This is a genomic window from Streptomyces sp. NPDC037421, from assembly GCF_055602105.1.
The window spans coordinates 153,034-171,514 of record NZ_JBVJWV010000002.1; the positions used below are offsets into that span (position 1 = coordinate 153,034).

Below are 18,481 nucleotides of genomic sequence, written 5' to 3' on the forward strand. Positions count from 1 at the left end.
ATCGAATTGGCTGTGAGTGAGTCGCGCCCAAGGCGCCTGCCGGGCAGAAGCCCAGGTCAGGCGCCTTTTTTCGGGCCCCTAGAAGAAGCCGAGACGCTTCGGCGAGTACGACACCAGGAGGTTCTTCGTCTGCTGGTAGTGCTCCAGCATCATCTTGTGGGTCTCTCGGCCGATGCCCGACTGCTTCACCCCTCCGAAAGCAGCGTGGGCCGGGTAGGCGTGGTAGCAGTTCGTCCAGACGCGGCCCGCCTGGATGGCGCGGCCCGCGCGGTAGGCCGTGTTGATGTCGCGGCTCCAGACGCCCGCGCCCAGGCCGTAGGCCGTGTCGTTGGCTATGCGGATGGCGTCGTCGAAGTCCTGGAAGGACGTCACCGACACCACCGGGCCGAAGATCTCCTCCTGGAAGATCCGCATCCGGTTGTCCCCCTCGAAAATGGTCGGCTCCACGTAGAAGCCGCCCGCCAGATCGCCGCCGTGGTCGATGCGGCCGCCGCCCGTGAGGATCTTCGCGCCCTCCTGCTGGCCGATCTCCACGTACGAGAGGATCTTGCGCAGCTGTTCCTCCGAGGCCTGGGCGCCGATCATCGTGTCCGTGTCCAGCGGGTGGCCCGGGACGATGAGTTCGGTGCGGGCCACCGCCGCGTCCAGGAAGTCGCCGTACCGGCCGCGCTCGATCAGCGCGCGCGACGGGCTCGTACACACCTCGCCCTGGTTCAGGGCGAACATCGTGAACCCCTCCAGGGCCTTGTCGCGCAGGTCGTCGTCCGTCGCCCAGATGTCGTCGAAGAAGAGGTTCGGGCTCTTCCCGCCGAGTTCGAGCGTCACCGGCTTCAGGTGCTCCGCCGCGTACTGCATGATCAGGCGGCCGGTGGAGGTCTCCCCGGTGAAGGCGACCTTCGCCACTCGCGGGCTCGACGCCAGCGGCTTGCCGGCCTCCTCGCCGAAGCCGTTGACGACGTTCACCACGCCGGGCGGGAGCAGGTCCGCCACCAGGCCCAGCCAGTAGTGGACGGACACCGGGGTCTGCTCGGCCGGCTTGAGGACCACCGTGTTGCCCGCCGCCAGCGCCGGGGCCAGCTTCCACACGGCCATCAGGATCGGGAAGTTCCACGGGATGATCTGGCCGACCACGCCCAGCGGCTCGTGGAAGTGGTACGCCACCGTGTCCTCGTCGAGCTGGCTGAGCGCGCCCTCCTGCGCGCGCAGGGCGCCCGCGAAGTAGCGGAACTGGTCGATGGCCAGCGGCAGGTCCGCGGCCAGGGTCTCGCGGACCGGCTTGCCGTTCTCCCAGGTCTCCGCGACCGCCAGCGCCTCCAGGTTCTGCTCCATCCGGTCCGCGATGCGCAGGAGGATCGCGGCGCGTTCGGTCACGGACGTACGGCCCCAGGCCGGCGCCGCCGCGTGCGCGGCGTCCAGGGCCCGTTCCACGTCCTCCGCCGTGCCGCGAGCCACCTCGGTGAAGGGCCGGCCGGTGACGGGGGAGGGGTTCTCGAAGTACCGGCCGCGGGCCGGCTCCACGTACTCCCCGCCGATGAAGTGGCCGTAGCGGGACTCGTACGACATCAGCGCGCCCTCGGTACCGGGTGCCGCGTAACGGGCCATGGGTGTCCTCCCCTTGCCGGGCGCCGGCCGCCGTCGGACAGCGCTCGGGGAGGAAACTAGGGGCGGGCAGGTTGCGGGTACGTTGCGGGCCGGACGCCGAGCTCCTCGTCGAGGGAGCGTACGCGGGCCAGCGCGGCCGGCCGGCCCTGCGGCGGCAGGGCTTCGGCCAGCGCCCGCCACACCGCCGGATCCTCCGCGCCCCACGGGCTGCACACCCAGTCGGCCAGCAGCCCCGGGTCCGCGCGGGCGATCACCGCGGCCCGCGCCTGCTCCTCGATCCGCCGCCGGAGGCGGACGATGCCGGGCGCCGAGGAGGCCGGCAGCAGCGGGCCCGGATAGCGGGTGAGGGCGGACGAGACGGCCCCCGCCGCCAAGTGCCGGGTCACGGCGGTGAAATCGGCCTCCAGGGGGACGGCGGTGCGGTACGGGCGGGAGAGCAGGTTCCCGGCGCCGAGCAGGGCGCGCAACCGGGACATCTCCGCCCGCAGCGTCACCGCCGCCACCGATCCCTCCTCGTACAGGGCGAAGGCAAGCTCCTCCCCGGACAGCCCCTCGGGGTGGTGCGCGAGCAGCGTCACGATCTCGCTGTGCCGCCGCCCCAGCTGGATCCGCCGGCCGCCGAGCACCAGCAGCGCCTCGTCCCGCCCGAGCGCGGCGAGGGTGTCGCGGGAGGCCGGCGGCTCCGGTGCCAGCAGCGCCAGCTGGGCCTCGGCCGCCCGCGCCACCGCCTGGACGAACGCCAGCGAATGGGGGTGGGCCAGCCCGTCGCCGCCGGTGATGTCGACCGCCCCGAGCACCCGGCCCGTGCCGGGGTCCCGCACCGGGGCCGCCGCGCAGGTCCAGGGGTGGACCAGGCGGCTGAAGTGCTCGGCGCCGAAGACCTGTACGGGCTCCCCGACGGCGACCGCCGTGCCGGGCGCGTTGGTTCCCATCGCCGACTCCGCCCAGCGCGTGCCCGGTACGAAGCCGAGCCGCTCGGCGCGGCGCAGGGTGGCCGTCTCCCCCTCGACCCAGAGCAGCTCGCCGCGGGCGTCGCACACCGCGAGCAGATGGGCCCCGTGCGCCGCGAACGCCCCCACCAGGTCCCGGAACAGCGGCATCACCGGGGCCAGCGGATGCTGCTCGCGGTAGGCCGGCAGCTCCGCCTCGGCCCGGGCCTGCCGGGGCGCGCACTCCGGACTGACCCGCGCCCGCGCGCACCGCCGCCAGGACTGCGCGATCACGGCCCGGACCGGCGGCTCGACCCGCCCGTCCCGGGTGAAGGCCTCGTGCGCCCGCCGCATGACGCGCGTGCGCTCGACGGGATCGGCCCCGCCCGGCAGCGCCAACGACGGATCGCCCATGTCACCCTCCCGGGGGGTCGTGGAGCCGAGTACGCGGAGGGCCCCATCGTCATGCGGCTCCCGGACCCCGGCAAGCGTCGTGTCGGCCAGTCCGTGCCGGAACCCGGCCGGGAACACGCGGCCGCGTTCGTCCGTTGACCATGGCGGAAGCAGTAGTTCGGCCGCCTGGGGCGGCAGGGGGGACACAGGACTTTCTCATGAGCACCACCGAGCACGGCGCGGCGGCGGACAGCGCGAGGGTCGCGGCCGTCAGCAGCAATGCCGAGTACTCCTTCACCAAGCCCAACCGGGAGAGCATCACGCTCCTCGCCGGCCTCGGCGTCGAGGGCGACGTGCACGCCGGGGTCACGGTCAGGCACCGCTCGCGCGTGGCGCAGGACCCGACTCAGCCCAACCTGCGTCAGGTGCACCTGATACACCGGGAACTGTTCGACGAGGTCGCCGAGGCCGGCTTCAGGGTCAACCCGGGCCAGCTCGGCGAGAACGTGACCACCGAGGGCATTGACCTGCACGCTCTGCCGACGGGCACGCTGCTGCGCATAGGCGAGGAGGCGGTGGTGGAGGTGACGGGCCTGCGCAATCCGTGCCCGCAGATCAACGCCTTCCAGGACGGCCTGCTCAAGCAGGTCGTCGGCCGGGACGAGGAGGGCCGGGTGGTCCGCAAGGCCGGGATCATGGGCGTGGTCCACCAGGGCGGCACGATCCGCCCCGGCGACACCATCACCATCACCCTCCCGCCCCTCCCGCACGTCCCGCTCGAACGCGTCTGACGGAGGCGGGGCGCCGGACTAGTAGTAGTCCCGCATCAGGGCCGTCGCCCATTCGGGCTGGCGGGTTTCGCCGCGGGGAGCGAATTCCGTCATGTACGGCTTCAGGTCGAGCACGGGGGTGCCGTCCACCGCGTCCAGGCCCTCCACGTGCACGTCCAGCCCGTCGACCTTGAGCACCCTGCACCGTGACAACCCGATGCGGTTGGGGCGGTTCTTGCCGCGCTGGGCGAAGATCCCGACCAGAGGCCAGTCCTGGTTCCCCCGCGGGTGCCTGGCGCCCGTCTCGATCTTCTCCACCGGTACCCGGTCGAAGTGGTACACGACCTCGACGTGGGAGAAGTCCTCCAGGCCGTAGAGGGCTTCGGGGCCGAACCGGTCGGCGTCCAGGCGGATCACCGCCCGCTCGCGTCCCCAGTCGTCGTCGACGACCTCCGCCCGGCCGCCCACGACCACGCCCACCGGCCGGGACTCCACCGACTGCAATGACTCCGCCATCACGTTCTCCTGTGTTCCGTCTTCCACTTGCCCGTACTCCGTGTGCTCAGGCCGGCCGTGCCGCGACGCCGTCCAGCGCCGACAGCAGGCCGGACAGCTCCGGCAGCCCGGCGTCCCCTCCGCGGGGGACGGCCAGGACCCCGCCGGGTTCCTCGTCCAGCAGGACGAAGGCCGGGCCGCCCGTCCGGGCCACCAGCGACCAGCCGGGCCCGTCGGCCCGCAGGGTCCGTACGCCCTCGCCGGCGAAGGCCGACCGGACCCGCCCCGGCGGCGGCGCCTGCCGCGCGTACCCGGCGGCCTCCCCCAGCGCCCGCGCGAGCCCTGGGTGCGCGGCTGCCGCCGCCCCGCCGTCCTCCGCGACGCGCTCGTGCCAGTCCGTCCACTCCCGGGCGATCTGGTCCGCGCCCAGGCGCCGCTGCACCGGTCCCCAGACCTCCGCCGAGGGCGGCGCCAGCGGCACCCGCCCCGTGCCGTCCGCGCCCTGTTCCGGGTCGTGCGGCTCCGGGATGTCCGGCGTCGACACCGTCAGCTCCAGCGGCCAGCCCGCCAGCGAGACCACGATCGTGCGCTCGTCGGGCGACAGGTCGTACTCCATGCCGCAGTCCCAGGAGGCGATGGCCGTGGCCACGAGCGAGACGTCGTCCACGACGACCGTCCAGCGCGCGCCCTCCTCGTCCTGTCCCAGGACCAGCCCGTACCCGTCGGCGGCCGGCTCCACGCCCAGCTGCGCGCACGCCTCGGGGAAGTCGTCGCCGAGCACCGCCGGGAACTGCGCGGGGGTCAGCAGTACGGCCGTCAGCACGTACAGCGAGCCCCCGTCCTCCTCGTCGGACACGTGGCCTCCCGGTGCCTCCCGATCGCGTTCTCGTCGGCGCACCTTAACCAGCGGGTAACTCGCGCGTCGAGACCTGACGGGGGTCGATTTCCAAGCCCGCTACCTGCACGTAGAGTTGGGGACCCGCCACAGAAAGGGAGACCGGTGCAGCGTTACGACCGGCTGAGGGAGATCCTCCGGCTCGACCCCGACAAGGACTTCCTCGCCATCTACCGGCTCACCGCCACCTACGAGTTCCCCTGGGACTTCACCCGTGCCCTGGAGCTCGCGCTCTTCAGGACCTACGCCGTCCCCTCCATCGGGGCCCTCCTCGCCGAGACCGCGGAGTTCACCGACCGCGCCCAGAAGCGGTACGACGACACCTCGCTGCTCCTCGACGCGGTCGTGGAGCACGGCTTCGAGAGCGACACCGCGCGGACCGCGATCCGCCGCGTCAACCAGATGCACCGCAGCTACGACATCTCCAACGACGACATGCGCTACGTCCTGTGCACGTTCGTGGTGATTCCGGCGCGCTGGCTCGACGTCTACGGCTGGCGCCCGCTGACCCACCACGAGCGCCGGGCCTGCGCCAACTACTACGCCGCCCTCGGCCGGCACATGGGCATCACGGACATCCCGGGCTCCTACGAGGAGTTCGAGACCACCCTGAACGCCTACGAGGAGGCCCACTTCGGCTGGGACGAGGGGGGCCGCGAGGTCGCCGACTCCACCCTCGACCTGATGGCCTCCTGGTACCCGGCGCCGCTCGCCCCCGCCGTGCGCGGCGCGAGCCTCGCCCTGCTCGACGAGCCGCTGCTGAACGCCTTCCGCTACGAGACCCCGCGCCCGGGTCTGCGGCGGCTGGTCCGGGGGGCGCTGCGGCTGCGCGGCCGGGCGGTGCGGCTGATGCCCCCGCGCACCGCCCCGCACTACGCCCGCCAGAACCCGGAGATCAAGGGCTACCGCGATGGCTACGACGTCGGCGAGCTCGGTACGTTCCCCGTGCCCGGCGCCGGCGGCTGCCCCGTGCCGCACCCGCGCCGCCCGGCCGGAGCCGAGGCCCAGCCCCCGGCGTAGCCGCCGGGTTCGGGCGGGCGCGGGCGCGCGGGCCGACGTACGAAAGGGTCCGGGCCGTGCCTCGCGCGGCCTTCTCAGCCGCCGCGTACGGCCAGGACCAGGAAGCGGGTGTCCTCGTCGGCGTACGAGGTCATCCGCCAGCCGGAACCGGACAGCAGCGGGCCGAGGTTGCGCTCGGCCCGCAGGTCGTCCGGGGTCAGCTCGCGGCCGTGGCGCGCGGCGAGCGCGGCTCGCCCGATCGGGTGAAAGAGTGCGAGCCGGCCGCCGGGGCGGACCACGCGGGCGAGCTCGCGCAGGTTCTCGGCGGGCTCGGGCAGGTGGGCGATCAGCCCGGCGGCGAAGACCGCGTCCAGCGCCCCGTCGCGCAGCGGCAGCCGGGCCACGTCGGCGCGCAGCAGGGTCCCCTCGCGGTCGCGACCGGCCCGCCGCGCCTCGGCCAGCATCTCCTCGGTCAGGTCCACGCCGAGCACGGTTCCGGACGGCCCGACGGCCGCGCGGAGCGGGACCAGCGCCCGGCCGGTCCCGCAGCCCGCGTCGAGCACCCGGTCTCCGGGCCCGACGCCGAACTCCGCCACGGCGGTCTCGAAGGCGGGCCCGTCCTGCGGGAACTTTCCGTCCCAGGCGGCTGCGCGCGCCCCGAAGAACTCCTGCACATGCATGTGGTCTTCGTTCGTACGACTCATGCGGCTCATGCGCACATGATCCCGCACCGCCCCGGCCCTGCGGACCGTGCACAAGGTGACACGTGGTGTGATCGGAGATGAACGTCTCTCTGTCATATTCCAGCAGTTGTAGCGTCTTTCGAAATGCGCCCCTTGTTCGCGCCCTCACCCGGACTAGCGTCCCGTGGCCATGGGACACCTGGACCACGCCGCCTATGGCTGGCTGACACCCGCACTGTCATACGTGATGGCATCGATCGGCGCAGCCCTCGGCCTGCGCTGCACCGTCCGCGCGCTCGCCGCGACCGGCTCCTCCCGCCGCAACTGGCTCCTCACCGCCGCCTCGGCCATCGGAACCGGCATCTGGACGATGCACTTCGTCGCCATGCTCGGCTTCCACGTCACCGGCACCGAGATCCACTACAACGTGCCGATGACCCTGCTGAGCCTGCTCGTCGCCGTGGTCGTCGTCGGCGCCGGGGTCTTCGCGGTCGGCTACGGCAAGGACCGCGGCCGCTCCCTCGTCCTCGGCGGCCTGACCACCGGACTCGGGGTCGCGAGCATGCACTACCTCGGCATGGCCGCCCTGCGCCTGCACGGCCGGACCGAGTACGACCCGCTCACCGTCGGCCTCTCGGTCGCCATCGCCGTCGGCGCCGCCACCGCCGCGCTGTGGGCCGCCCTCAACATCAAGTCGCCGGTGGCCGTCGCCGTGGCCTCCCTCGTCATGGGCGCCGCCGTCAGCAGCATGCACTACACGGGAATGACCGCCGTCTCCGTCCGCGTCACCCCCTCGGACGCGGCACTGCCCGGAGCCACCGCCATGCAGTTCATCTTCCCGCTCGCGGTCGGGCTCGGCTCCTACCTCTTCATCACCGCCGCCTTCGTGGCGCTCTCCCCGACGGCGGACGAGCGGGCGGCGTCGGCCTCCGCGCCGGGGGTCCCCGGAGCTCCGGCTCCGGCCGGCCCGGAGCCCGCGCCCGGGGCGGCTCCCGGCGCCGGCTTCGCCCCGGCCGCCGCCGGGAGCCGCCCCGGACGGCTGCCCGGCGAAGGCCCCGTCCCCTCCCGCTGACCCCCGCCCGCCACCTGAGGATCCGTACCGCCCCGGAACGAGGAGCCCATGCGCAGACCCCGCAGAAGACCGGAAGCAGCGCCGCAGCGGCACCCCGGGCCCCCGTCGCGCGGACGCCACGCACACGCCGGTCCCCCCGCCGCGGAACCGCCGGAGCCCGGATCCCGCCGCCCCGCCCCGGCCCGGGGCGCCGCCGGCGGCCGGGCCGGCGGGCCGTGGGAGCGGCTGCGGCCCGCCACCGTCCGGGCGAAGGTCGTCTCCCTGCTGATGGTCCCGGTCGTCTCCCTGCTCGCCCTCTGGGGCTTCGCCACCGTCAGCACCGCCCAGGATATGGCCCGGCTCAGCCGGGTCCGCCAGGTCGACGCCGAGATACGCACCCCCGTCGCCGCCGCCCTCACCGAGATCCAGGCCGAGCGCCGGGCCGCCGTGCGCTTCCTGGCCGACCCCGGCTCCGGTGAGGCGTCCGCCCTCGAACAGCAGGCCCGCCGCACCGACGCAGCCGTACGCCGGCTGCGCCTCGGCGACCGGCACACCGTCGCCGACTCCGGCGACCACCGCACCGACACGGTCGCCCGCCTCGGGGCCTTCGTCGCCGCCGCGGAGGCGCTCGGCCCCGCCCGCAGGGACCTCGCCGCCCGCCGCGCCACCCCGGAAGGCGCCTACGAGACCTACACCCGCGTGGCCGACTCCGCCCTCGCCGCCGAGGGCGCCCTGTCCGGCGGTTCCGACGCCGAACTCGGCCCCGACGCGCGGGTGCTGCTGGAATTCGCCCGGGCCGGCGAGCTGCTGTCCCGGGAGGACGCGCTGCTCGCCCTGCCCGGCCCCCGCACCGCCGACGCGCTGCGCCGCCTGGCCGGCGCCGTGGAGACCCGCCGCACCCTCACCGCCGCCACCGCGCGGGACCTGCCCGCGGCCCAGCGGTCCGCCTGGGACGCCGTCTCGAAGGGCACCTCCTACGCCGAGCTCACCGCCGCCGAGGACAGGGCCCTGGCCGCAGCCCCCGCACCGGCCGCCGCGAACCCCGTCCCCGCCGCCGCGACCTCCGCCCCCGCGGCTTCGGCGGCCGCCTCGGCGGCGCGCGAGGTCCACGGGGTGCCCGCCGGATGGGACACCGCCTACGCGGCCGTGAGCGGCTCGATGCGCGAAGTGCGGCAGGCCGCGCACGCCCGGTCCGCCGGGAGCGCCGACCCGCTCGCCGAAGGCGCGTTCAGCCCGGCCGGGGCCGCGGTGCTGCTGGGCCTGGCGGCGGTCGCCGCCTCGCTGGTGATCTCCGTACGGATCGGCCGCGCCCTGGTGGTGGAGCTGGTGTCCCTGCGCAACACCGCGCTGGAGATCGCCCACCGCAAGCTCCCGCAGGCCATGGAACGGCTGCGGGCCGGGCGGGCCGCCGACATCGACGTCGAGGCCGAGGCCCCGTCCGGGCCGCCCGCCGAGGACGAGATCACCCAGGTCGGCGAGGCCCTGTCCACCGTCCACCGGGCCGCCCTCAGCGCCGCCGTCGAACGCGCCGAACTCGCCAGCGGGGTGAGCGGTGTCTTCGTCAACCTCGCCCGGCGCAGCCAGGTCCTGGTGCACAAGCAGCTCGACCTCCTCGACGCGATGGAGCGCCGCGCCGACGACCCCGGCGAACTGGGCGACCTCTTCCGCCTCGACCACCTCACCACCCGGATGCGCCGCCACGCGGAGAGCCTGATCATCCTCTCGGGCGCGGCCCCGGGCCGGGCGTGGCGGATGCCGGTGCCGCTGACCAACGTCGTGCGCGCCGCCGTCTCGGAGATCGAGGACTACCCGCGCGTGGAGGTCCGCCGGCTCGCCGAGGCGGCCGTCAGCGGCGGATCCGTCGCCGACCTCACCCACCTGCTCGCCGAACTGATCGAGAACGCCACCCAGTTCTCCCCGCCGCACACCAGGGTCCGCGTCAGCGGCGAACCCGTCGGCGCCGGCTACGTCCTGGAGGTCGAGGACCGCGGACTCGGCATGGGCCGCGAGGCGCTCGCGGAGGCCAACCGCAGGATCGAGCACTGCGAGGACCTCGATCTCTTCGACAGCGACCGGCTCGGCCTGTTCGTGGTCAGCAGGCTCTCCGCGCGCCACGGGATCCAGGTGCACCTGCGGCCCTCGCCCTACGGCGGCACCACCGCCGTGGTGCTGCTGCCCAACTCCCTCCTCCAGGGGGCGATCGAGGCCCCGCCCGCCGCCGGGCCGGAGTCCGGGCCGGAGCCTTCGTTCGCGCCCGCGCCCGCGCCCGCGCCCGCGCCCGCGCCGGAGTCCGCGCCCGCAACCGCGGCCGTGTCCGCGTCCCGGGCCGATGCCGGACCGCGGCCGGACCCGGTACGCGCCCCCGTGGCGCCGCTGCGGCCGCGCGGCCCCGGCGGCACGGTCATCCGTACCGCACCCGCACCCGCGCCGGTGCAGGTGCCGGAGCCGGTCGCTCCGGCCGCCTCGGTGACCGAACTGCCGCGCCGCGTACGCCAGGCCAGCCTGGTCCCGCAGCTGCGCGAGGCGCCCGCCGCGCAGGCGCCCGCCGGTGCACGGACCCCGGCGGACCCCCCGGAGCGCAGCCCGGAGCAGGCGCGCGACCGGATGGCCGCGTACCGGGCCGGATGGGCGCGCGGCTCCCAGGACGATTCCCCCCACGCAGGCAGCGAAGGAGAAGTGTGATGACCGAACACCACAGGACCGCCCTCGACGGTGTCCGCAGATCCGGCGAACTGGACTGGCTGCTCGACGAGCTCGTCATGCGGGTCCGCGAGGTCCGCCACGCGGTGGTGCTGTCCAACGACGGGCTGGCGGTGGGCTCCTCCAGCGCCCTGGGCCGGGAGGACGCCGAGCACCTGGCGGCGGTCGCCTCCGGCTTCCACAGCCTCGCCAAGGGTGCCGGCCGGCACTTCCACGCCGGGAGCGTGCGACAGACGATGGTCGAGATGGACGAGGGGTTCCTCTTCGTCGCGGCGGCCGGGGACGGCTCCTGTCTGGCCGTCCTCAGCACGGCCGGCGCCGACATCGGGCTGATCGCGTACGAGATGGCCCGGCTGGTGAAGCGGGTCGGAGAGCACCTTTACACGCCGCCCCGGTTCGCGGTCCGCCCCCCGGCCGCCGGGTGAGGACGGCGGTCCGGCACATGGACGGCCAGTGGTACGACGCCGAGGCGGGCCCGCTGGTCCGCCCGTACGCCATGACCGGAGGGCGTACGAAGCCGGGACCGCACGGCGTCCGCTTCGACCTGATCGCCCTGGTCGTGGTGGACCCGGAGGCCGTCGGCACGGGGGACGAGGCCCTGCTCGGCCCGGAGCACCGGACCCTGCTCGGGCTCTGCCGCTCCGAGACCCAGTCGGTCGCGGAGCTCGCCGCCGAGGCGGACCTGCCGGTGGGCGTGGTGCGGGTGCTGCTGGGCGACCTGCTGGAGGCGGGACACGTGCGGGTCAGCCGCCCGGTGCCTCCCGCACAGCTGCCGGACGAGCGGATTCTGCGGGAAGTCATCGAGGGATTGCGAGCACTGTGATGGGACTGCACGACAACGGCACGACCGGTCCCGGGGGTTCCGGTGCCGGCGCCGCGGCAGAGGAGGAACTCGCCGCGCTCGCCCTGAAGATCCTCGTGGCCGGCGGCTTCGGGGTCGGCAAGACCACGCTCGTGGGCGCGGTCAGCGAGATCAGGCCGCTGCGCACAGAGGAGCTGCTGAGCGAGGCGGGCGAACTGGTCGACGACACGGGCGGGGTGGACCAGAAGACCACGACCACCGTGGCCATGGACTTCGGCCGGATCACCATCCGGGCGGGCCTGTCGCTGTACCTGTTCGGGACGCCGGGCCAGGACCGGTTCTGGTTCCTGTGGGACGAGCTGTCGCAGGGCGCGCTCGGGGCGGTCGTTCTCGCCGACACCCGCCGGCTGGAGGACTGCTTCCCGGCGGTGGACTACTTCGAGCACCGGCGGATCCCCTTCGTGGTCGCCGTCAACTGCTTCAGCGGCGCGCGCAGTTACGCCTCGGACGAGGTGTCGCGGGCGCTGGACCTGGAGCAGGGGACTCCGGTGGTGCTGTGTGACGCGCGGGACAAGGACTCGGGGAAGGAAGTGTTGATCAGGCTGGTGGAGTACGCCGGCCGGGTGCACACCGCCCGGCTGCTCGACGCCGTCGGGCCGTAGCCGTCAAGGGGCCGGATTCCGCCCCTTGACGGCCTTCTCGCCGGTGGTGAAGACGACGGGACCCGCAGTCGGGAACGGAGCAGATGGGAGCGGTGTGCGGGCTCGCGTTCTCACCGGGCGGGGGCGGCGTCGAGGTGCCGGCGGAGCGGCGGCGGAACGCCCGCCATTCCTCTTGAGTCATCTTCCGTGCCATGCGTCCATCCTCCTTGCCGGAAAGCCCCTGGTGGGGAAGGCTGGCGGCACGACCAAGCGGGGTGGGGCGCGGCCGCGTCGGCCGGGTCAACGGGGAGGGGCTGGAAATGGCACTGGACAAGAAGCTCGACTGGCTGTTGGACGATCTGACGCGCAGGGTCCAGCAGGTCCGGCACGCGGTGGTCCTGTCGAACGACGGGCTGGTGACGGCCGCGAGCGCGGGGCTGGCGCGGGAGGACGCGGAGCACCTGGCGGCCGTCGCGGCCGGTCTGCAGAGCCTGGCGAAGGGCTCCGGGCGGCATTTCCGGGCGGGTGAGGTGCGTCAGACGATGGTCGAGTACGACGAGGGGTTCCTCTTCGTGGTGGCGGCCGGCTCCGGCAGCTGCCTGTGCGCGCTGAGCGCGGCGGAGGCCGACATCGTGCAGGTGGCGTACGAGATGACACTGCTGGTCAACCGGGTCGGGGAGCACCTGGGCGTCGCGGAGCGGCGGATCACCGGGGGCTGACCGGGCGCCGGTCCCCCTCTCGGTCCGGGAGTTGTCCACAGGCCTCGCGCGTCACCGTCACCCCCGGTTACGGTCTTCACATAGAGTGATCGTCACTCGTGGGGGAGGACTGTGATGAAGGTGGAGATGCCGGCGTGCGCGCCGCTCAACGGGGTCCGCGCAGCCGGGGAACTGGGGCTGAGCCGGGGCGAGTTCGCCCGGGCCGTCCAGCTGGGGCTGGTCCGCCAGGGCCCCCGGTCGGCGAGCGGCGCCGCCCGCTTCACCCGGGCCGAGCTGGACCGGGTCAGGGCGGGGGAGGGGTTCCCGCGGGAGCTGCGCGCGCGGGTCGAGACCATGGCCGGCGCCGACGCGGGGGCGCGGGTGCTGGGGGTGGGGCCGAGCCGGTTCACCCGGCTCGCGCGCTGCGGGCACCTCACGCCCGTCGGCTACCGGATCAACCGCTACCGGGCCGTCGTCTGGCTCTACCTGGCCGCGGAGCTGCGGGGGTTCGCCGCCCGGGAGCCGGGGATGCTGGGCGGGGCCGCGCCCCCGCGGGACCGGGAGCTGATGGCGGCCGGGGCGGACCTGCGGCCGAGCAGGTGGCGGGGGCGGCACGTGGGGCTGCTGCTGAGACGGACCGCCGACCCCTGGGAGCGGGCGGCCGTACTGGCGTCCGTGCTCCCGGAGGAGGAGGTACGGGCGGCCGTGCCCGACCCGGCGGAGCGGATCGTGCTCGCCGCCCTCGCCCCGCCCCCGCCCTACGGTCACCCCCGCGTTCCGGCGGCCGAGGCGGTGGCCCGGCGGCTGCTGCTGGCGGAGCCGCCCGAGGAGGTCCGCCGCTACCGCGTCGGCCTGGACTCCGCCCTGGCCGGCGCGCGCGGTCAGTCGAACTCGACGGGGGAGAGGGGGCCGACGTAGACCCAGGCCCCGCCCTCGCGGGAGAAGGAGCTGTGCTCGTGCAGCGAGCCGGTGTGGCCGCCCTCGCGGTAATGGGCGCGGAACTCCACCGCCCCCTCCGTCTCGAACATCCCGCCGCGTTCGGTGGCGAGGATCTCCAGGCGCTCCCAGCGCTGGTCCGGATCCAGGTCGAGCCGGCCCGGGCGGGTCGAGGGGTGCCAGGAGCGCATGAGGTAGGCGGTGTCGCCGACCGCGAAGGCGCTGAAGCGGGACCGCATCAGCAGCTCGGCGGTGGGCGCCTGCCGGGCGCCGGAGTGGAAGCGGCCGCAGCAGTCCGCGTAGGAGGCGGGCAGCCCGCAGGGGCAGGGGAGGGCCGGGGTGGGCATCGGTGCGATCAGCTCTTCGGTGAGGAGGGCGGGGAGTCAGGAGAGGGCGGAAGGCGCGGACGGCGCCCGGGACGTCGCGGGCGCCGCGGGTGTCACTGGGGCGAAACGGCGGGCCTGGCCTTCTCTGCCGGGTACGGGCGGAAGAGGCCCTCCTGCACCACGGAGACCAGCAGCCTGCCCTTCAGGTCGTAGATGCGGCCGCGGGCCAGCCCCCGGCCGCCGTGGGCGATGGGCGATTCCTGGTCGTACAGGAACCACTCGTCGGCCCGGAACGGCCGGTGGAACCACATGGCGTGGTCCAGCGAGGCCATGTCGAAACCGCGCATGCCCCACAGCGGCTCCACGGGGATGCGCACGGCGTCGAGGAGGGTCATGTCACTGGCGTAGGTGAGGGCGCAGGTGTGCACGAGCGGGTCGTCGCCCAGCGGGCCGACCGCCCGCATCCACACCGCGCTGCGCGGGTCGGCGTCCTTGAGTTCCTCGGGGGTCCAGCGGAGCCGGTCCACGTACCGGATGTCGAAGGGCTGGCGGCGGGCCATCCGCTCCAGTGCCTCGGGCAGTGTGCCCAGGTGCTCGCGGATCTCGTCCACGACCTTCGGGAGCGTGTCCGGGTGGGGGAAGTCGAGGCGGGGAGGCAGCTGGTGCTCGATGCTGCCCTCCTCCGGGTGATGGAAGGAGGCGGTCAGGTTGAAGATGGTCTTGCCCTGCTGGACGGCCGTGACCCGGCGCGTGGTGAAGGAACGCCCGTCACGCACCCGCTCCACCTGGTACACGATCGGCACCCCGGGGATGCCCGGGCGCAGGAAGTACGAGTGCAGCGAGTGGACCGGCCGGTCGCTCTCGGTGGTCCGGCCGGCGGCCACCAGCGCCTGGCCGGCGACCTGGCCGCCGAACACGCGCTGGAGGGACTCCTGGGGGCTCGCCCCCCGGAAGATGTTGACCTCGATCTGCTCCAGGTCGAGCAGATCGACCAGTCTCTCGGCGGGGTTCGTCATCACGGGTTCTCCACTGTCGGGTCCGGCGGGCCGGGCGGGGCCGCCCGCGGTGGCTTGCGGGTTCCGGTCAGAGCTCGCCGAGCTCGCCGACCGAGGTGACCCGGACGACGGCCCGGCCCTCCTCGTCGGACGCGGCGAGGTCGACCTCGGCGCTGATGCCCCAGCCATGGTCGCCGCTCGGGTCGGCGAAGGTCTGGCGGACGCGCCACAGGCCGTGCGCCGGGTCCTCCTCGATCTGGAGCAGCTTCGGGCCGCGCGCGTCGGGGCCGGTGCCGAGGTCGTCGTACTCGTCCCAGTACGCGTCCATGGCCTCGCCCCAGGCGTCGGCGTCCCAGCCGGACTCGGCGTCGAGCTCGCCCAGCTGGTCGACGTGGTCCAGGGCCGCCAGCTCGACCCGGCGGAACATCGCGTTGCGGACCAGCACGCGGAACGCGCGGGGGTTGGCCGTGACCGGCTTGACCTGGTCGGCCTTCTCCTGGGCCTGCTCCGCCGTCTCCACCTCCGGGTTCGCCAGCTGCTCCCACTCGTCGAGGAGGCTGGAGTCGACCTGGCGGACCAGCTCGCCCAGCCAGGCGATGAGGTCTTCGAGGTCCTCGGACTTCAGGTCGTCGGGGATGGTGTGGTCCAGCGCCTTGTACGCGCTCGCCAGGTAGCGCAGCACGATGCCCTCGGTACGGGCCAGCTCGTAGAAGGAGGTGAACTCGGTGAAGGTCATCGCGCGCTCGTACATGTCGCGGATGATCGACTTCGGGGAGACGGGGTGGTCCCGCACCCACGGGTGGCTCTTGCTGTAGACGTCGTAGGCGTGGACGAGCAGCTCTTCGAGGGGCTTGGGATAGGTCACCTCCTGGAGGCGCTCCATCCGCTCCTCGTACTCGATCCCGTCGGCCTTCATCGCGCCGACCGCGATGCCCCGCTCCTTGTTCTGCTGGGCCGCCAGGATCTGGCGCGGGTCGTCCAGCGTGGACTCGACGACGGAGACCATGTCCAGGGCGTAGGAGGGGGACTCCGGGTCCAGCAGGTCGAAGGCGGCCAGCGCGAAGGTGGACAGCGGCTGGTTCAGCGCGAAGTCCTGCTGGAGGTCGACGGTGAGCCGGATGGTGCGGCCCTCGGCGTCCGGGGTGTCGAGCTTCTCGACGACACCGCCGTCCAGCAGCGAACGGTAGATCGCGATGGCCCGGCGGATGTGGCGCAGCTGGGCCTTGCGCGGCTCGTGGTTGTCCTCCAGGAGGTGGCGCATCGCCTGGAAGGCGTCGCCCGGCCGGGCGATCACCGAGAGCAGCATGATGTTGGTGACCTTGAAGCGGGAGGTCAGCGGCTCCGGGTCGGCGGCGATCAGCTTCTCGAAGGTGGTGTCCGACCAGGCCACGAAGCCCTCGGGGGCCTTCTTGCGGACCACCTTGCGGCGCTTCTTCGGGTCGTCGCCGGCCTTCGCGAGGGCCTTCTCGTTCTCGATGACGTGCTCGGGCGCCTGCGCGACCACGAAGCCGGCCGTGTCGAACCCGGCCCGGCCGGCCCGGCCGGCGATCTGGTGGAACTCCCGCGCGCGCAGCGTGCGGACGCGGTTGCCGTCGTACTTGGTGAGCGCGGTGAACAGCACCGTGCGGATCGGGACGTTGACGCCGACGCCCAGGGTGTCGGTACCGCAGATGACCTTCAACAGGCCGGCCTGGGCCAGCTTCTCGACGAGGCGCCGGTACTTGGGCAGCATGCCCGCGTGGTGGACGCCGATGCCGTGGCGGACGTAGCGGGAGAGGTTCTGGCCGAACTTGGTGGTGAAGCGGAAGTTGCCGATCAGCTCCGCGATCTTGTCCTTCTCCTCGCGGGTGCACATGTTGATGCTCATCAGCGACTGCGCCCGCTCGACCGCCTGGGCCTGGGTGAAGTGCACGATGTAGACCGGTGCCTGCCGGGTCTCCAGCAGCTCGGTGATGGTGTCGGTGATCGGCGTGGTCACGTACTCGTACGAGAGCGGGACGGGCCGGGTCGCGGAGCGGACCACCGAGGTCGGGCGGCCGGTCCGGCGGGTCAGGTCGTCCTCGAACCGCTTCACGTCGCCGAGGGTCGCCGACATCAGGACGAACTGCGCCTGGGGCAGTTCGAGCAGCGGGATCTGCCAGGCCCAGCCGCGGTCGGGCTCCGCGTAGAAATGGAACTCGTCCATCACGACCTGGCCGATGTCGGCGTACTTGCCGTCGCGCAGGGCGATGGAGGCCAGCACCTCGGCGGTGCAGCAGATGACCGGGGCGTCGGCGTTCACGGACGCGTCGCCGGTCAGCATGCCGACGTTCTCGGTTCCGAAGAGCTTGCACAGGTCGAAGAACTTCTCCGACACCAGCGCCTTGATGGGCGCGGTGTAGAAGGTGACCTTGTCCTGGGCCAGCGCGGTGAAGTGCGCGCCGGCCGCGACGAGGCTCTTGCCGGAGCCGGTCGGGGTGGACAGGATCACGTTCGCGCCGGAGACGACCTCGATCAGCGCCTCCTCCTGCGCCGGGTACAGGGTGATGCCCTGGTCCTCCGCCCACGAGGAGAAGGCCTCGAAGAGGGCGTCGGGGTCGGCGGTCGGCGGGAGCTGATCAATGAGGGTCACGCCCCCCATCTTGCCTGGATTCCCCCCGGAAGAGGGAACCGGCGGACGGAGCGAAGATCATCACGGGTACGCTGGGCCGTCGAGGCGGCCCGACCGAATCCCTCCACAGGGCCCCACCACGACAGGACCGGGGCGGGAAACGAGCATGATGGGTCCGGCGCACTCACTGTCCGGGGCGGCGGCCTGGCTGGGGGTGGGCGCGGCCGCGGCGGCGTTCGGACACCCGATGCCGTGGCCCGTGCTGGTCGTCGGCGCCCTCATCTGCGCGGGCGCGGCCCTCGCCCCCGACCTCGACCACAAGTCGGCGACGATCTCGCGTGCCTTCGGCCCGCTCTCCCGGGGCTTGTGCGAGGTGGTCGACAAGATCTCCTACGCCGTCTACAAGGCGACCCGCTCCCCGCGCGACGCCCGCCGCAGCGGGGGCCACCGCACCCTGACCCACACCTGGCTGTGGGCCGTCCTCATAGGCGCCGGATCCTCGGCGGTCGCGGTCGGCTTCGACCGCTGGGGCGTGCTGGCGCTGCTCTTCGTGCACCTGGTGCTGGCCGTCGAGGGTCTGCTGTGGCGGGCGGCCCGGATGTCCAGCGACGTCCTGGTCTGGCTGCTGGGCGCGACCAGCGCGTGGATCCTGGCCGGGGTGCTCGACCAGCCGGGCAACGGCGCGGGCTGGCTGTTCACCGGCCCGGGCCAGGAATACCTCTGGCTCGGCCTGCCGATCATGCTCGGCGCGCTGGTCCACGACATCGGCGACGCGCTGACGGTCTCCGGCTGCCCGATCCTGTGGCCCCTGCCGATCGCCGGGAAGCGCTGGTACGCGGTGGGCCCGCCGAAGATGATGCGCTTCCGCGCCGGCAGCTGGGTCGAGCTCAAGGTGCTCATGCCGGTCTTCATGCTGCTCGGCGGCATGGGCGGCGCAGCGGCCCTCGGCTTCATCTGAGCGCCCGCCGCCCGCCCC

General features: G+C 73.6%; 18 protein-coding genes. 10 read left to right on the top strand and 8 right to left on the bottom strand.

What is annotated here, in order from left to right:
- Positions 1-78 precede the first annotated feature (78 nt).
- Both exaC and ACZ7IF_RS04150 read right to left on the bottom strand, forming a co-directional pair.
- Positions 79-1,602, bottom strand: coding sequence for an acetaldehyde dehydrogenase ExaC (gene exaC, locus ACZ7IF_RS04145; protein WP_470962684.1), 1,524 nt, complete (start codon positions 1,600-1,602; stop codon positions 79-81).
- Between the two features lie 56 nt (positions 1,603-1,658).
- On the bottom strand, positions 1,659-2,945 hold the full coding sequence (locus ACZ7IF_RS04150) for a GAF domain-containing protein (RefSeq protein WP_470962687.1): 1,287 nt from the start codon (positions 2,943-2,945) through the stop codon (positions 1,659-1,661).
- Positions 2,946-3,142: 197 nt separating this feature from the next.
- Here ACZ7IF_RS04150 and ACZ7IF_RS04155 point away from each other — a divergent pair, with 197 nt between their 5' ends.
- Positions 3,143-3,715 (top strand): MOSC domain-containing protein, encoded by a 573-nt coding sequence (locus tag ACZ7IF_RS04155; protein ID WP_470962690.1) that lies wholly within the window; start codon positions 3,143-3,145, stop codon positions 3,713-3,715.
- A gap of 18 nt (positions 3,716-3,733) precedes the next feature.
- Here the strand turns inward: ACZ7IF_RS04155 and ACZ7IF_RS04160 are convergent, their stop codons facing one another.
- Both ACZ7IF_RS04160 and ACZ7IF_RS04165 read right to left on the bottom strand, forming a co-directional pair.
- A complete protein-coding gene (locus tag ACZ7IF_RS04160) occupies positions 3,734-4,210 on the bottom strand; it encodes an SAM-dependent methyltransferase (protein WP_470962693.1) in 477 nt (158 codons plus the stop codon).
- 46 nt (positions 4,211-4,256) lie between these two features.
- A complete protein-coding gene (locus ACZ7IF_RS04165) occupies positions 4,257-5,045 on the bottom strand; it encodes a hypothetical protein (RefSeq protein WP_470962696.1) in 789 nt (262 codons plus the stop codon).
- 144 nt (positions 5,046-5,189) lie between these two features.
- Here ACZ7IF_RS04165 and ACZ7IF_RS04170 point away from each other — a divergent pair, with 144 nt between their 5' ends.
- Positions 5,190-6,104, top strand: coding sequence for an oxygenase MpaB family protein (locus ACZ7IF_RS04170; RefSeq protein ID WP_470962699.1), 915 nt, complete (start codon positions 5,190-5,192; stop codon positions 6,102-6,104).
- Between the two features lie 74 nt (positions 6,105-6,178).
- On the opposite strand, the gene ACZ7IF_RS04175 is transcribed toward ACZ7IF_RS04170, so the two are convergent.
- Positions 6,179-6,787 (bottom strand): class I SAM-dependent methyltransferase, encoded by a 609-nt coding sequence (locus tag ACZ7IF_RS04175; RefSeq protein WP_470963477.1) that lies wholly within the window; start codon positions 6,785-6,787, stop codon positions 6,179-6,181.
- A gap of 169 nt (positions 6,788-6,956) precedes the next feature.
- On the opposite strand from ACZ7IF_RS04175, the gene ACZ7IF_RS04180 reads away from it, so the two are divergent.
- The 7 genes from ACZ7IF_RS04180 (at position 6,957) to ACZ7IF_RS04210 (ending at position 13,576) form a co-directional block, all read left to right on the top strand.
- Complete coding sequence (locus tag ACZ7IF_RS04180; protein WP_470962702.1) at positions 6,957-7,838, top strand: MHYT domain-containing protein; 882 nt, start codon at positions 6,957-6,959, stop codon at positions 7,836-7,838.
- A 48-nt stretch (positions 7,839-7,886) separates the two neighbouring features.
- Positions 7,887-10,499, top strand: coding sequence for a sensor histidine kinase (locus ACZ7IF_RS04185; RefSeq protein WP_470962705.1), 2,613 nt, complete (start codon positions 7,887-7,889; stop codon positions 10,497-10,499).
- On the top strand, positions 10,499-10,942 hold the full coding sequence (locus ACZ7IF_RS04190) for a roadblock/LC7 domain-containing protein (RefSeq protein WP_469112578.1): 444 nt from the start codon (positions 10,499-10,501) through the stop codon (positions 10,940-10,942). Before ACZ7IF_RS04185 ends, ACZ7IF_RS04190 begins: the two co-directional genes overlap by 1 nt.
- Before the next feature lie 17 nt (positions 10,943-10,959).
- Positions 10,960-11,340 (top strand): DUF742 domain-containing protein, encoded by a 381-nt coding sequence (locus tag ACZ7IF_RS04195; RefSeq protein ID WP_470962708.1) that lies wholly within the window; start codon positions 10,960-10,962, stop codon positions 11,338-11,340.
- A complete protein-coding gene (locus ACZ7IF_RS04200) occupies positions 11,340-11,981 on the top strand; it encodes a GTP-binding protein (protein ID WP_469112580.1) in 642 nt (213 codons plus the stop codon). Before ACZ7IF_RS04195 ends, ACZ7IF_RS04200 begins: the two co-directional genes overlap by 1 nt.
- 299 nt (positions 11,982-12,280) lie before the next feature.
- Positions 12,281-12,679 carry a roadblock/LC7 domain-containing protein gene (locus ACZ7IF_RS04205; protein WP_470962711.1) on the top strand — a complete coding sequence of 133 codons (399 nt, stop codon included), beginning with the start codon at positions 12,281-12,283 and terminating at the stop codon, positions 12,677-12,679.
- A 114-nt stretch (positions 12,680-12,793) separates the two neighbouring features.
- Positions 12,794-13,576, top strand: a complete 783-nt coding sequence (locus ACZ7IF_RS04210; protein WP_470962714.1) for a DUF6397 family protein — start codon at positions 12,794-12,796, stop codon at positions 13,574-13,576.
- Here ACZ7IF_RS04210 and ACZ7IF_RS04215 read toward each other — a convergent pair.
- From ACZ7IF_RS04215 to ACZ7IF_RS04225, 3 genes are all read right to left on the bottom strand, one after another.
- On the bottom strand, positions 13,540-13,941 hold the full coding sequence (locus tag ACZ7IF_RS04215; RefSeq protein ID WP_362462577.1) for a YchJ family protein: 402 nt from the start codon (positions 13,939-13,941) through the stop codon (positions 13,540-13,542). The genes ACZ7IF_RS04210 and ACZ7IF_RS04215 overlap by 37 nt on opposite strands.
- Before the next feature lie 92 nt (positions 13,942-14,033).
- The gene (locus tag ACZ7IF_RS04220; protein WP_470962717.1) at positions 14,034-14,936 is read right to left on the bottom strand and encodes an acyl-CoA thioesterase; all 903 of its coding nucleotides are present in this window, start codon (positions 14,934-14,936) and stop codon (positions 14,034-14,036) included.
- Positions 14,937-15,003: 67 nt separating this feature from the next.
- Positions 15,004-17,526, bottom strand: a complete 2,523-nt coding sequence (locus tag ACZ7IF_RS04225) for a DEAD/DEAH box helicase (protein ID WP_470962720.1) — start codon at positions 17,524-17,526, stop codon at positions 15,004-15,006.
- A gap of 145 nt (positions 17,527-17,671) precedes the next feature.
- On the opposite strand from ACZ7IF_RS04225, the gene ACZ7IF_RS04230 reads away from it, so the two are divergent.
- Positions 17,672-18,463 (top strand): metal-dependent hydrolase, encoded by a 792-nt coding sequence (locus tag ACZ7IF_RS04230; protein WP_470962723.1) that lies wholly within the window; start codon positions 17,672-17,674, stop codon positions 18,461-18,463.
- Positions 18,464-18,481: the final 18 nt, after the last annotated feature.